General features: G+C 64.0%; 13 protein-coding genes. 12 read left to right on the forward strand and 1 reads right to left on the reverse strand.

Annotated features, from left to right (window positions below; all coding sequences use genetic code 11):
• Window positions 1–6 precede the first annotated feature (6 nt).
• The 12 genes from AAIE04_RS23950 (at window position 7) to AAIE04_RS24005 (ending at window position 12,328) form a co-directional block, all read left to right on the forward strand.
• Complete coding sequence (locus AAIE04_RS23950) at window positions 7–1,050, forward strand: Rieske 2Fe-2S domain-containing protein (RefSeq protein ID WP_239043846.1); 1,044 nt, start codon at window positions 7–9, stop codon at window positions 1,048–1,050.
• Window positions 1,047–1,802, forward strand: coding sequence for an SDR family oxidoreductase (locus tag AAIE04_RS23955; protein ID WP_063917997.1), 756 nt, complete (start codon window positions 1,047–1,049; stop codon window positions 1,800–1,802). The genes AAIE04_RS23950 and AAIE04_RS23955 overlap by 4 nt, the downstream gene beginning before the upstream one ends.
• 37 nt (window positions 1,803–1,839) lie before the next feature.
• The gene (locus AAIE04_RS23960; RefSeq protein WP_004937625.1) at window positions 1,840–2,634 is read left to right on the forward strand and encodes an IclR family transcriptional regulator; all 795 of its coding nucleotides are present in this window, start codon (window positions 1,840–1,842) and stop codon (window positions 2,632–2,634) included.
• Window positions 2,635–2,743: 109 nt separating this feature from the next.
• Entirely contained in the window at window positions 2,744–3,685 is a 942-nt protein-coding gene (locus tag AAIE04_RS23965; protein ID WP_498577792.1) for a VOC family protein, read from the forward strand.
• The gene (locus AAIE04_RS23970) at window positions 3,682–4,893 is read left to right on the forward strand and encodes an NAD(P)/FAD-dependent oxidoreductase (protein WP_498577793.1); all 1,212 of its coding nucleotides are present in this window, start codon (window positions 3,682–3,684) and stop codon (window positions 4,891–4,893) included. Before AAIE04_RS23965 ends, AAIE04_RS23970 begins: the two co-directional genes overlap by 4 nt.
• A gap of 23 nt (window positions 4,894–4,916) precedes the next feature.
• Window positions 4,917–6,173 carry an MFS transporter gene (locus AAIE04_RS23975; RefSeq protein ID WP_016930045.1) on the forward strand — a complete coding sequence of 419 codons (1,257 nt, stop codon included), beginning with the start codon at window positions 4,917–4,919 and terminating at the stop codon, window positions 6,171–6,173.
• A 32-nt stretch (window positions 6,174–6,205) separates the two neighbouring features.
• On the forward strand, window positions 6,206–6,730 hold the full coding sequence (locus tag AAIE04_RS23980) for a cupin domain-containing protein (RefSeq protein WP_498577794.1): 525 nt from the start codon (window positions 6,206–6,208) through the stop codon (window positions 6,728–6,730).
• Complete coding sequence (locus AAIE04_RS23985; RefSeq protein ID WP_498577795.1) at window positions 6,730–7,548, forward strand: alpha/beta fold hydrolase; 819 nt, start codon at window positions 6,730–6,732, stop codon at window positions 7,546–7,548. The genes AAIE04_RS23980 and AAIE04_RS23985 overlap by 1 nt, the downstream gene beginning before the upstream one ends.
• Window positions 7,545–8,339, forward strand: coding sequence for an SDR family oxidoreductase (locus AAIE04_RS23990; RefSeq protein WP_498577796.1), 795 nt, complete (start codon window positions 7,545–7,547; stop codon window positions 8,337–8,339). The genes AAIE04_RS23985 and AAIE04_RS23990 overlap by 4 nt, the downstream gene beginning before the upstream one ends.
• A 15-nt stretch (window positions 8,340–8,354) precedes the next feature.
• Window positions 8,355–9,149 carry an aspartate dehydrogenase gene (locus tag AAIE04_RS23995; RefSeq protein WP_063917993.1) on the forward strand — a complete coding sequence of 265 codons (795 nt, stop codon included), beginning with the start codon at window positions 8,355–8,357 and terminating at the stop codon, window positions 9,147–9,149.
• A 16-nt stretch (window positions 9,150–9,165) separates the two neighbouring features.
• Window positions 9,166–10,635, forward strand: coding sequence for an aldehyde dehydrogenase (locus AAIE04_RS24000; RefSeq protein WP_498577797.1), 1,470 nt, complete (start codon window positions 9,166–9,168; stop codon window positions 10,633–10,635).
• Window positions 10,636–10,687: 52 nt separating this feature from the next.
• On the forward strand, window positions 10,688–12,328 hold the full coding sequence (locus tag AAIE04_RS24005; protein WP_498577799.1) for a thiamine pyrophosphate-binding protein: 1,641 nt from the start codon (window positions 10,688–10,690) through the stop codon (window positions 12,326–12,328).
• Window positions 12,329–12,369: 41 nt separating this feature from the next.
• On the opposite strand, the gene loiP is transcribed toward AAIE04_RS24005, so the two are convergent.
• Entirely contained in the window at window positions 12,370–13,122 is a 753-nt protein-coding gene (loiP, locus tag AAIE04_RS24010; RefSeq protein WP_019456034.1) for a metalloprotease LoiP, read from the reverse strand.
• Window positions 13,123–13,366: the final 244 nt, after the last annotated feature.

Consider the following 13,366-nt stretch of genomic DNA (forward strand, 5'->3'; position numbering starts at 1 on the left):
AAGACAATGACAGCAAACACAACATCCTCCGAACAGAGCTTGCAGGACTATCTTGACCAGGGATTGCGCGGCATGTGGTATCCGGTGCTGGCCAGTTGGGAAGTGGGCAACAACCCGGTCGGCATCACCCGTTTGGAGCAGCAAATCGTGGTGTGGCGCGACGGTGAAGGTCAGATCCACGCGTTGGAAGACCGCTGCCCGCACCGCGGCGCGCGGCTTTCCATGGGGTGGAATCTCGGCGATCGCATCGCCTGCTGGTACCACGGGGTGGAAGTCGGCGGCGACGGGACGGTAAAAGACGTGCCGGCGGTGGATCGTTGCCCGCTGGTGGGGCAAAAATGCTTGCGCTCTTACCCGGCCAAAGAAGCCTATGGCGCCGTGTTCCTCTATTTCGGCGTGATGGCGGATGAAGCGCCGGCGGAGCTGACTTTCCCGCAAGAGCTGGCGGACGAAGCGTCGTACAGCCACTTCTTGTGCACCGCCAGCTGGAACTGCAACTACCAATACGCCCTGGAAAACGTGATGGATCCGATGCACGGCACCTACCTGCACTCTTCCTCGCACTCGATGGCGGAAGGGGACCGCAAGGCGGACATGGGGCTGGAGCCGACCGACAGCGGGTTTATCTTCAAGAAGAATGGTCAGATCGGCGTCAACTTCGACTGGGTGGAGTTTGGCAACAGCGGCGCGTATTGGATGCGCCTGTCGATCCCGTACAAGAAGCGCTTCGGGCCGGGCGGCCACTTTTGGATCATCGGCATGGTGGTGCCGGAAGACAAGGATCACTGCCGGGTGTTCTTCTGGCGCATCCGTAAGGTCAAAGACTGGCAGCGCGACATGTGGCGCTTCATGTACCGCAATCGCCTGGAATCATTGCATTGGGACGTGCTCGAGCAGGATCGCATCGTGCTTGAAAACATGGCGCCTAACGCCCGCGGCCGCGAATATTTGTACCAGCACGACGTCGGCCTTTCTCGCCTGCGCCGCCTGATGCAGAAAGAAGCGCAGAAACAGCTGGCGACGCTGCGCGAGCGGGAGGCGGCGCAGTGAACGGCCTGCTGAACGGTAAACGCATCGTGGTCACCGGCGCGGCGCGCGGCCTAGGCTATAGCTTCGCCTCCGCCATTGCCGCCGCCGGCGCGCAGGTGGTGATGTGCGACATTCTGGCGGATGAACTGGCGGCGAGCGGCGCCGCGCTGCGTGAGCAGGGCGCTCAGGTGGAAACGCAAACCATCGATCTGGCGTCTCCGGATTCGATCCGCTCGGCGTTCGATAAGATCGCCGGCGGCGGCGGGATTGACGGGCTGGTGAACAACGCGGCGCTGGCGACCGGCGTCGGCGGTAAAACCATGATGGAATACGATATCGATCTATGGGATCGGGTGATGCAGGTGAACGTGCGCGGCACCTGGCTGGTCAGCCAGGCGGCGGTGCCGCTGCTGGCGCGCAGCCCGCACGCCAAGATCGTCAACGTGGCGTCGGACACTGCGCTGTGGGGTGCGCCGCGCCTGATGGCCTACGTCGCCAGCAAAGGTGCGGTGATCGCGATGACCCGATCGATGGCGCGCGAGCTTGGCCCGCAGGGTATCTGCGTTAACGCCATCGCGCCGGGCCTGACGCGGGTGGAAGCCACCGAGTATGTGCCTGCCGAACGTCATCAGCTGTATGAGCAGGGGCGTGCGCTGGCCGGCGCGCAGCATCCGAACGATGTAAATGGAACGGTGCTTTATCTGCTGTCGTCGCTGGCGGATTTCGTCACCGGCCAACTGTTGCCGGTCAACGGCGGCTTTGTATTCAACTGACGGCCCACAGGGCAGGCGCACAGCGCAGGAGCGAAACATGGCGGACGAGCAAGCATGTAAATATCTGATCCCGGGACTGGATCGCGGGTTGCAGTTGCTGCTGGCGTTTGGCGAGCAGCATAAGGAAATGACCTTCGCCGAGCTGCACCGTCTGGTCGATATGCCGAAGGCCACCGCCTACCGCGTGGTGCAAACGCTCGAGCATCTGGGCTTTTTGGAGCGCAATCCGCGCACCAACACTTTTGCGCTGGGCATCAAGGTGCTGCGCCTCGGCTTTGAATACATCGCGTCGCTGGACGTGGCGCAGGCCGGCCAGCCGGTGATCGAGCAGCTGCGCGATCGCAGCCAGTGCAGCAGCCATCTGGCGATCCGCGACGGACGCGACGTGATCTATATCGCCCGCGTCAGCGCCGCCGGTTCACAGATCAATCAGGTCAGCGTCGGCACCCGCTTGCCGGTACACCAAACCTCGCTCGGGCGCATGCTGTTGACCAGCGCCACCCGCAGCGAGTTCGAACAGCTTTACCCGGATGCCCAGCTGCCAGGCAATGCGCCGGGCACCCCGGCGGATCGCGAAACGCTGTGGCAAATGGTGCAGCAAGACAAAGCGCGCGGCTATGTGATCGGCGAATCGTTCTTCCGCCACGGCATCTCCTCGATCGTCTACCCGATCTTCAACCGCGAGCAGCGGGTCGAGGCGGTGGTCAGCATCATGGTGCCGTCCGATGAGATCCCGAAAGCGGATCGCGAGCGGCTGCGCATGGAAGTGCGCGACGCGGCGGAGAAAATTTCCGGCTTCCTGGGCGCGCCGCCGCAGGCCAACGTCGGCTAACCGACAGAACCGACTCTTTTACTCAGGCAGGGATAAGGCCCATAGCAAACAGGGGCCGGGGTTCGATCATGCCTGAAAAACGTATGCAGCGAGAACGTGAGGCTGAACAATGAGCGTAATCGGAATCGAAAAACTGGAATTTGGCGTCGAAGATCTGCCAACCTGCGAAAAATTCATGCGAGACTTCGGCCTGCAACCCGCCGCACAACAAGAGGGCGAACCGCGGGGCGAATTCACTACCCTGAGCGGGGCGCGGGTCGTCCTGCATCCGATGCAAAGCACGGCGCTGCCTGCGGCGTTTGAAGGCGGTTCCACCCTGCGTCGCATGACCTGGGGCGTGGCCTCGCCCGCCGATCTGGCGCGCCTGCAGCCGCGTTTGGCGCTGATGCCCGGCTTCCGTCAGGTGGGAGAAGCGCTGGAATGCCTCGATCCTAACGGCATGACGCTGCGCTTCGTCGTCAGCCGCCAGCAGGCGGTCGAGGTGCCGGTCACGCCGATCAACCAATGGGGCGACGTGCGCCGCATCGATCAACCCAGCCCGGTCTATTCGCAAGCGCAGCCGATCAACATCGGCCACGTGGTGTTCTTCGTTGAGGATCTGGCGGCGACCGAGCGTTTCTACCGCGAGCTGTTGGATTTCCAGGTATCGGATCGCTACATCGATCGCGCCGTTTTCCTGCGCACCCAGCCGCGCGGCGGCCACCATAATCTGTTCCTGCTGAAGCTGCCTAATCGTCCACGCGGCCTGAACCATGTGGCGTTCACCGTGCGCGATATCCATGAGGTGATCGGCGGCGGCATCGCCATGAACAAAGAGCGGTGGAGCACCTTTATCGGCCCCGGCCGTCACCCGATTTCCTCGGCCTATTTCTGGTACGTCAACAGCCCGACCGGCGGCGCGTTCGAGTACTACACCAACGACGATTATCTGACGGAAAACTGGCAGCCGCGTGAGCTAGAGCATTCGCTGGTCTCCTTCACCGAATGGGCGGTAGAAGGCGGCATCGATCACGACACGCGCCGCCAGCATAAAAAGGCGGAGGCGTTATGAACCAGCCGGAACACGCGGGCATCGTCATCGTCGGCGGCGGCCAGGCCGGCGGCTGGGCGGCCAAGACGCTGCGCGACCGGGGGTACAGCGGCCGGCTGACGGTTGTCAGCGACGAACCCTACGATTTTTACGAGCGGCCGCCGCTGTCGAAAGCGGCGCTGCTGGATGCCGCCGCTCCCCTCAGCCGGCTGTTCAGCGAACAAGCGGTGGCAGAGCTGAATATCGACTGGCGCCGCCCGCTGCGCGCCGAATCCATCGACGCAGAGCATCAAATCGTCACGCTCAGCGACGGGCAACGGCTGCAGTTCGAGCAGTTGCTGATCGCCACCGGCGGGCGGCCGCGTTTGCCGGGCGCCGCCTGGGCGCAGCACCCGTGCGTCATGACGCTGCGTTCCTGGGACGATGCGGCCCGGTTGCGGCAGGGGCTGCAGGGCTGCCGTCGCCTGGCGATCGTCGGCGGCGGTTGGATCGGGCTGGAGATCGCCGCTTCTGCGCGCCGTCTCGGCGCCGAGGTGACGGTGTTTGAACGCCAACCCGCGCTGTGCATGCGTAGCGTCGGCGCCGACGTCTCACAGGCGTTGCTCGAGCTGCATCGCCAGCAGGGCGTCACGCTGTTGTGCGGCTGCGGCGAAATCTCGCTGGAAGATCGTGACGGCGCGGCCTGGATCGGCAGCGAACTCAGCGATCCGCAGGCGTTCGATCTGGTCGTGGTGGGGATCGGCGTCGAGCTGAATCTCGAACTGGCGCGCAGCGCCGGGCTGGCGATCGAGTCCGGCATCGTGGTCGACGGTCAGGGGCGCACCAGCCATCCGGCGATCTTCGCCGCCGGCGACGTGGCGCGCCACCCGACGCTCGGCCTGTGCCTGCAGTCCTGGGCCTACGCGCAAAATCAGGCCATCAGCACCGCCTGCGCGATGCTCGATGCCTTCGCCGCCCCGTATGACGACGTGGCCTGGCTGTGGTCGGATCAATACGACGCCAATATCCAGATCCTCGGCGTGCCGAGCGGCGGCGTGCACCATGTGGTGCGCCGCACGCCGCAGTCGCAGGTGTTCTTCACGTTGAACGCCGATCGGCAGCTGGTGCAGATGGTGGCGTTCAACGATGCGCGCACCATCAAGCTCGGCAAGCGTTGGCTGGCGAGCGGCCGGGTGCTGGATCCGCAGCAGCTGGCGGATGCGGAGTTTTCTTTGATGGCGTTGAAATAACGCCCGAACCTCGGGAGCGTTTTATGACTACGCAAGACATTGACGCCCGCGCTGGACGGGCGGGGGAAACCGTTGCCGAAAATCCGCAGCAGCGGGTGCGCTGGTCGGTGCCGATCGCGCTGTTTGCCTGCGTGCTGCTGGCGTTTTTCGACAAGATCAGCATCGCTGCGCTGTTTTCCGACGCCGAGTTTCAGCAGGCGTTGGGCATCGGTTTTGACCCGGCGCGGCTGGGGTTGCTGATGAGCGCGTTTCTGTTCTCGTACGGCATTTCGTCGATGCTGCTCAGCGGCATTGGCGATCGACTTAACCCGGTTAAAGTATTGATTGGCATGATGGTGGTGTGGGGCGTGCTGATGGTGTTGATGGGGCTGGTGCGTTCCTATCACGCCATGATGACGCTGCGCATTCTGCTCGGCATCGCCGAAGGGCCGCTGTTGCCGATGGCTTACGCCATTATTCGCCAGGCCTTCCCGCCGCAGCTTCAGGCGCGCGCCACCATGCTGTGGCTGCTCGGCACGCCGCTGGGGGCCGCGCTCGGCTTCCCGGTTACCCTGTACATCCTCAATACCTTCGACTGGCAGGCGACCTTCTTCTTTATGGCGTTTCTGACGCTGCCGGTGATGCTGCTGGTGCTGTTCGGCATGCGCCACCTGAACGTATCGCGTCCGGCGGCGGCGGCCAAACCGGCGGTTTCCGAGCGCAAACAGCACCGCCGCGAGCTGTTGCGCAGTCCGCACTTCTGGATGATTTGCCTGTTCAACATCGCCTTCCTGACCTACCTGTGGGGCATGAACGGCTGGCTGCCGAGCTACCTGATCAAGGGCAAAGGCATTCATCTGGAGCATGCCGGTTACCTCTCTTCGCTGCCGTTCATCGCCATGCTGCTCGGCGAAGTGCTGGGCGCCTGGCTGTCGGACAAGCTGGATCGCCGCGCGCTGGCCTGCTTCCTGTCGCTGTGCGGCGCCGGTCTCGGCCTGGCAGTGGTGCTGCATCTGCAGGGCACTTACAGCGTGATCGCCGCCATGGCCTTCAGCACCTTTATGTGGGGCGCCGGCGCGCCGAATATTTTCGCACTGTTGGCAAAGGCGACCAGCAGCAAGGTCAGCGCCACCGCCGGCGGCATCTTCAACGGATTGGGCAATTTTGCCGGCGCGCTGGCGCCGGTGCTGATGGGGGCGTTGATCGCCGCCACCGGCAATATGGATAACGGCCTGCTGTTCCTGGTGGTGATGGCGTTCGTCGGCTGCCTCATTCTGCTGCCGTTGCTGAGAAAGTACTGATTAATCAATCGATTCAACAGAGGAGTGACAACATGTCTCAGGTTGAGAACAAAGCCGGCGTCAAGCCGCAGGATCTGTCGATAGAGAACTGGGTGGAGTCGCGCATCGCCCGTTTCGAAGGCCGGAAATACGACTGGAATGCGCTGAAATTCCAGGCCGACTTCGATCCGAAATACCGTCGTGCGCAGATGCGCTACATCGGCACCGGCGCCACCGGCGTGGCCAGCGACGCCAATACCATTCCGGCGGGCAACTTCACCTTTTCCACCATGGTGCTGCCGTCGAAGTGCGAGGGCCCACTGCACCTGCATGACGACGTGGAGGAAGTGTTCTTCATGCTGAAAGGCAGCATCACGCTGATGATCCAGGATGGCGAAGAGTATTACGAGACCCAGCTGAAAGAGCGCGATCTGATCTCGGTGCCGGCGGGGGTGTATCGCGGCCTGTTCAATCACGGCGAGGAAGAGGCGCTGATGTGCGTGATGCTCGGCACCGCCAAACCGGAGATCCCGACCTATCCGGCGGATCACCCGCTGTCCAAAGTGAAGCGCAACTGATGAACGGCCTGGCGCAACGCCAACGGGCGCGCTGCGGGGCGTACACCCTGAGCTGGCGCGAGGCTGGGCAGGGGCGGCCGGTAGTGTTGCTGCACGGCATCAGCTCCGGATCCGCCTCGTGGATCAAGCAGTTCAACGAGAGCGGCCTGACGGACAGTCACCGTCTGGTGGCGTGGGATGCGCCGGGCTACGGCGGCAGCCTGCCGTTGGCGGATCCGCAGGCCGATGCCGCCGGTTATGCGGCGGCGTTGGCGGCGCTGATTGATGAGCTGCAGCTGGTGCAGCCGCTGATCGTTGGCCATTCGCTGGGGGCGCTGATCGGCAGCGCCTACGCCGCCGGCTATCCGGATGGGCTGTGCGGGCTGGTGTTGGCGGATCCGGCGCAGGGGTACGCCACGGCGCCGGAGGAAAAACGCCGGCAGGTATACGGCCAGCGCCAACAAATGATAGAGACGCTGGGGCCGGTCGGCTACGGCGAGCAGCGGGCGGCGGCGTTGCTGCGCGAAGGGGCGGATCCGCAGGACATCGCCTGGGTGCGCAACGGCATGCAGCAGCTCGATCCCGACGGTTTTCTGCGCGCCGCCTGGATGCTGGCCAACGACGATATCGGCCGTTATCTGGCGCGCTATCGCGGCCCGCTGGAAGTGTGGTGCGGCGAACAGGATCGCATTACGCCGCCGGAGAACGCGGGCGAGCTGGCGCGCGATCAGGACGCGACGCTGCGCCTGATCGCCGCCGCCGGCCACGCCAGCTACCTCGATGCACCGGGGTGTTTCAACCGCTATCTGCGGGACTTTACGGGAGCAATCCAACGATGAATTTTCAGCTTGAGAATCGAGTGGCGGTGGTGACCGGCGGTTCGTCGGGCATCGGTTTCGAAACCCTGAAGCTGCTGCTGGCCGAAGGGGCGAAGGTGGCGTTCTGCGGCCGCGATCCGGACAAACTGGCCGGCGCGAAGGCCAGCCTGCGCGCGGACTTCCCGCAGGCGGAGATCCTGGCGCTGCGCTGTGACGTGTTGGACGCGCAGCAGGTGGCGCAGTTCGCCGCCCAGGTGACGGCGCATTTCGGCGGCGTGGATCTGCTGATCAACAACGCCGGCCAGGGCTTCGTCGCGCATTTTGACCAGACGCCGCGCGAAGCCTGGCTGCATGAAGCCGAGCTGAAGCTGTTCGGCGTGATTAACCCGGTGCAGGCGTTTTTACCGGCGCTGGAGCGTTCGGCGATCGCGTCGATCACTTGCGTGAACTCGCTGCTGGCGCTGCAGCCGGAAGAACACATGATCGCCACCTCGGCGGCGCGCGCCGCGCTGCTCAACATGACGCTGACGCTGTCGAAAGAGCTGGTGGACAAAGGCATTCGCGTTAACTCGATCCTGTTGGGGATGGTGGAGTCGGGCCAATGGCGCCGCCGTTTCGAAGAGCGCAGCGATAAAGATCAAAGCTGGGATCAGTGGACGGCGGCGATCGCCGAACGGCGCGGCATCCCGATGAAGCGCCTCGGCAAACCGCAGGAGCCGGCGCAGGCGCTGCTGTTCCTCGCTTCGCCGCTGGCTTCCTTTACCACCGGCGCGGCGCTGGACGTTTCCGGCGGCTTTAACCGCCATGTGTAGCAGGGGCCGAAAAAGATGAAGAAGATCATGATGATTGGCTACGGTGCGATGGCGAAGGAAGTGATCGCCCGTTTGCCGGAAGGCGTGGAGGTCGGCTGGATCCTGGCGCGCGCAGCTCATCATGCGGCGATCGCCGAGGCCTTCGGCGGGCAGGTGCAGGCGCTGACCCATCCCGAGCAGTGTTCGCAGCGGCCGGATCTGGTGCTGGAGTGCGCCAGCCAGCAGGCGGTGGCGGAGTTCGGCGAAGCGGTGCTGCAACGCGGTTGGCCGCTGGCGGTGATCTCGACCGGCGCGCTGGCGGACGCCGCATTGCAACAGCGGCTGCAGCAGGCCTGCCGCAGCCATCAAGGGCGGCTGATCGTGCTGTCCGGTGCGGTGGCGGGAATGGACGGGTTGGCGTCGGCGCGCGAAGGCGGGCTGGAGAGCGTGACCTACCAGGCCAGCAAAAGTCCGGCCAGCTGGCGCGGCAGCAAGGCGGAGCAGTTGATCGACCTCGATGCGGTGAGCGAGGCGCAGGTATTTTTTGAAGGATCGGCGCGCGAAGCGGCGCGTTTGTTCCCGGCCAACGCCAACGTGGCGGCCACTATTGCGCTCAACGGCCTGGGGATGGATGCCACCCGGGTGCGTCTGCAGGTCGATCCCGCCACCCGGCGCAATACCCATCGTCTGCAGGTGTGCGGCGATTTTGGCGAGTTCCACATCGAGCTGAGCGGCACCCCGCTGGCGAGCAATCCCAAAACATCAACCCTGGCGGCGCTGAGCGCGGTACAAGCCTGCCGCCGTCTGGTGGACGGCGGTTTTATTGCCTGAAGGGCAGGAGCGAAGCATGGAACGATTGAATATTTTTGTCGCCGGGCGCTGGCGTGAAGGGCGTGGCGAAGAGATGACTTCGGTATTCCCGGCCGACGGCAGCGTCAACGCGCGGCTGCGCGCCGCTAACGTCGAGGACGTGAACGAGGCGGTGGAGGCGGCGGAACGCGCCTGGCGCGCGCCGGAGTGGCGCGGGTTGGTGCCGCATCAGCGCGCCTCGATCCTCTACCGCGTCAGCAACCTGATCCTGGCGCAGCAGGAGCAGTTGGCCGAGCTGCAGACCCGCGACAACGGCAAGCCGCTGGCGGAAACCCGCGGCCTGGTGGCCAGCGCGGCGGCGACCGCGCGCTACTTCGCCGCCGCCTGCGAAGTGTTGGAAGGCGAGTTGCCGACCCCGCGTAGCGCCGAGGTGATGACGCTCAGCCAGTATCAGCCGATGGGGGTGATCGCCGCCATTACGCCGTGGAATTCGCCGATCGCCAGCGAAATGCAGAAGGTGGCGCCGGCGCTGGCGGCGGGCAACGCGGTGGTGCTCAAACCGGCCGAAGCCACGCCCCTGATGGCGCTGAAGCTGGCTGAGCTGTTCGAACAGGCGGGTCTGCCGGCCGGGTTGCTCAGCGTATTGCCGGGCAAAGGTTCGGTGATCGGCGAGGCGTTGGCGCGTCATCCGCTGGTGAAAAAGATCGCCTTTACCGGCGGTACCGGCACCGGGCGCCATTTGGCGCACATCGCCGCCGACAAGCTGATCCCCACGTCGCTGGAGCTGGGCGGTAAATCGCCGACCATCGTGCTGGAGGACGCCGATCTGGAACAGGCGGCGCGCGGCATCTGTTACGGCATTTTCAGCTCCGCCGGCCAGGCGTGCATCGCCGGTTCGCGGCTGTTCGTGCATCGTTCGCTGTATCAGCCGTTGCTGGCGCGCTTGACCGAACTGACGGCGGGGTTGCGCATCGGCAACCCGCTGGTGCCGGATGTGCATCTTGGTCCGCTGATCAGCGCCAAACATCGGCAAAGCGTGGCGGACTACGTGGCGCTGGCGCGGCAGGAGGGCGGCCGGGTGCTCATCGGCGGCGAAGCGCCGGCCGATCCGCAGTTGGCGAACGGCAGTTATTACCTGCCGACCATCATCGAAGGATTGAACAACGACGCTCGCGTCTGCCAGGAGGAGATCTTCGGGCCGGTGCTGGTGGCGCTGCCGTTCGACGACGAACAACGGCTGATTGAACAGGCCAATGACTCGGTGTACGGCCTGGCGGCCGGCATCTGGAGCCGTGATTTCCCGCGGGCGATGGCGCTGGCGGAACGGCTGGAAACCGGCACCGTCTGGGTCAACACCTACAAAACGTTCTCGATTTCCACGCCGTTCGGCGGTTTCAAGGAAAGCGGGCTGGGCCGCGAAAAAGGCCTGAACGGCATCAAGGCCTACATGCAGCAGAAAAGCCTGTATCTGGCGCTGAGCCATCAGGTGAACCGCTGGAGCGACTAGGCCGACACCTCTACGCATAATCCTAATAACGAATACCCTAAGAAGGCAGATGATGAGCGATAAAATCACGGTTGGCGAGGCGATAGCCCGGACTCTGGAACAGTACGCGGTGTCGGCGATGTACGGCATCATTTCGATTCATAATCTGCCGATCGCCGATGCGGTGGGGCAGCGCGATAAGATCCGTTTCGTGCCGGCGCGCGGCGAAGCGGGGGCGGTCACCATGGCCGACGCGCACGGGCGCTTCTCCGGCCTGGGTGTGGCGTTGACCAGCACCGGTGCCGGCGCCGGCAACGCGGTGGGGGCGATGATTGAGGCGCTCAACGCCAACACGCCGCTGTTGCATATCACCGGCCAGGTGGAGAAAGCCTATCTTGACGCCGACGCCGGCTTTATTCATGAAACCCGCGATCAGCTCGGCTTCCTGCGCGCCTGCTCCAAGCGCGCTTATCGGGTCAATTCGCCGGAGCAGGCAGTGGCGGTGATCCAGCGGGCGATCCTGGATGCGCAAACTGTGCCCTGCGGCCCGGTGGCGGTCGAGATCCCGATCGATATTCAAAGCAGCCTGGTTTCCCGTTCGGTGCTGAGCGAACCGTTGGCGCTGGCGCCATTGCCGAAGGCGGATGATGCGGCGGTAGAGCGGCTGCATCAGCGGTTGAAACAGGCCAAGCGTCCGCTGCTGTGGTTAGGCGGCGGCGCCTTGGCCTGCGGCGACGCGGTGCGCAAGCTGGCGGACGCCGGCGTGGCGGTAATCTCCAGCACCCACGGGCGCGGCATTCTGCCGGACAGCCATCCACGTAGCCTGCGGGCGTTCCATAACTCACCGAGCATCGAAGCGATCCTGACGCAGTGCGATCTGACGCTGGTGGCCGGTTCGCGCCTGCGCAGTAATGAAACCCGCACCTGGACGCTGCCGCTGCCGCGCCCGCTGGTGCAGATCGACATTGATCCGGCGGCGGCCAACCGCAATTACCTGGCCGATGAGCAGGTCAACGGTGACTGCGTCGCGCTGCTGACGGCGTTGGCGGCGCGGCTGGCCCCCGGCGAGAAGGTCAACGCCGAGTGGGATGCCGAGATCGCCGGAGCGGTGCGGCAGGCGGAGAACGCGCTGCGTCAGCAGTCCGGTGAATACGCCAAACTCAATGACGCCATCGACGCCGCGCTGCCGCAGGATGGATTGCTGGTGCGCGATATCACCGTTTCCGGCAGCGTCTGGGGCAGCCGTTTGTTCCGCGCGATCTCGCCGCTGTGCAACGTTCACTCGCTGGCCGGGGCCATCGGCATGGGGCTGCCGATGGCCATCGGCACCGCGATCGCCAACCCGCAGCGCAAGGTGGTGGGGCTGGTGGGCGACGGCGGTCTGGCGCTGGGCCTGGGCGAGCTGGCGACCATGGCGCAGGAACAGGTGAATATCACTCTGCTTATAATGAATGACGGCGGTTATGGCGTGATGCGCGGCATTCAGGACAAGTATTTCGCCGGGCGCCAGTATTACAACGAGCTGCATACGCCGGCCTTTACCCAGATCGCTGAAGCGATGGGGCTGAAAGCCTGGAAGGTGGACGCGGCGGCGCAGTTCAACGGCGTGTTGGCCGAGGCGATCAACTACCCGGGGCCGTCGGTGGTCGAGGTGGACATGAAGCAGGTCGGGCCGCTGACCTTCGCCGGGCCGCCGCAGAAAACGCTGTATTGAGACGGAAAAAAACGCCCGGCAATCGCCGGGCGTTCTCGTGGTTATTTCTCTGCCGCGATGCGATCGCGAATGTGCTGCGCGCGCGCTTGGGAAGAAGGGTGATCGTCGAACAGGCTGCTCTGGCGGCCGGCTTCCATCTGGGCCAGCTTCTCGAAGCTGGTGGCCAGACCGTTCGGATCGATGCCGCGTTTTTTCAGCAGATCGAACGAGTAATCATCCGCTTCGCTTTCCTGCTTCTGCGAGAACTGGGCGCTGACCAGCTTCTCGCCGATGTCTGCCAGCTGCGACTGCGACAGTGAACCGATGACGCCGCCGGCGGAGGACGCCGCGGTGCGCAGCGCCACGGTGCCGTAAGCCACCTGCATCGCCTTGCGGGTGTGGCCCAGCGCTACGTGGCCCATTTCGTGGCCCAGCACGCCTTCCACTTCGTTGTCATTCATCATGTCCATCAGGCCGCTGTAAACGCGGATGCAGCCGTTGGCCATCGCCCAGGCGTTGACGTCTTTGGTCACGTAGACCTTGTAGTTGGCCGGGGTGCCGTTGATGTTGTCGCCCAGCGCCGCGGCGATTTTGTTGAGGCGCTTGGCGTAGGTGCTGTCGGCCGGCGCGATTTGTGCCTTGCTGTCCATCTCGGCGCAGGATTTATCACTCAGGGCCTTAACGTCGTTGTTGCTCAGGGTCGCCGCCTGGAACGCCTGCGCGCCGGACTGCATCAAGGTTTCGGTGTTCAGGTTTTGACAGCCGGTTGCCAAGGTGGCAATGCCCAACGCAATCAAAGAGGTACGGATCTTCATAACGCCATCTTCCTGTGAAGGTAACAAGGTAAAAGAGTCATTTTGCTTGGAGGAAATCTTGTCGCAAGAGCCTAGTGTACGCCAGCCGGGGCGAGAATAGTGTTATTCCGAAAAAGCGTCCAATCGTGCTAATAAGTGGTGAACTCGCTCTCATTTGGCATTAGGGATTGCCGTTGTGATGTGGAGTCTGAGAAAATAGGGAACTTGACTGCTTTTTTTATCCGACCTGGAGTAAAACATGTCC

Source organism: Serratia sp. Ae19-1 (genome assembly GCF_059801225.1).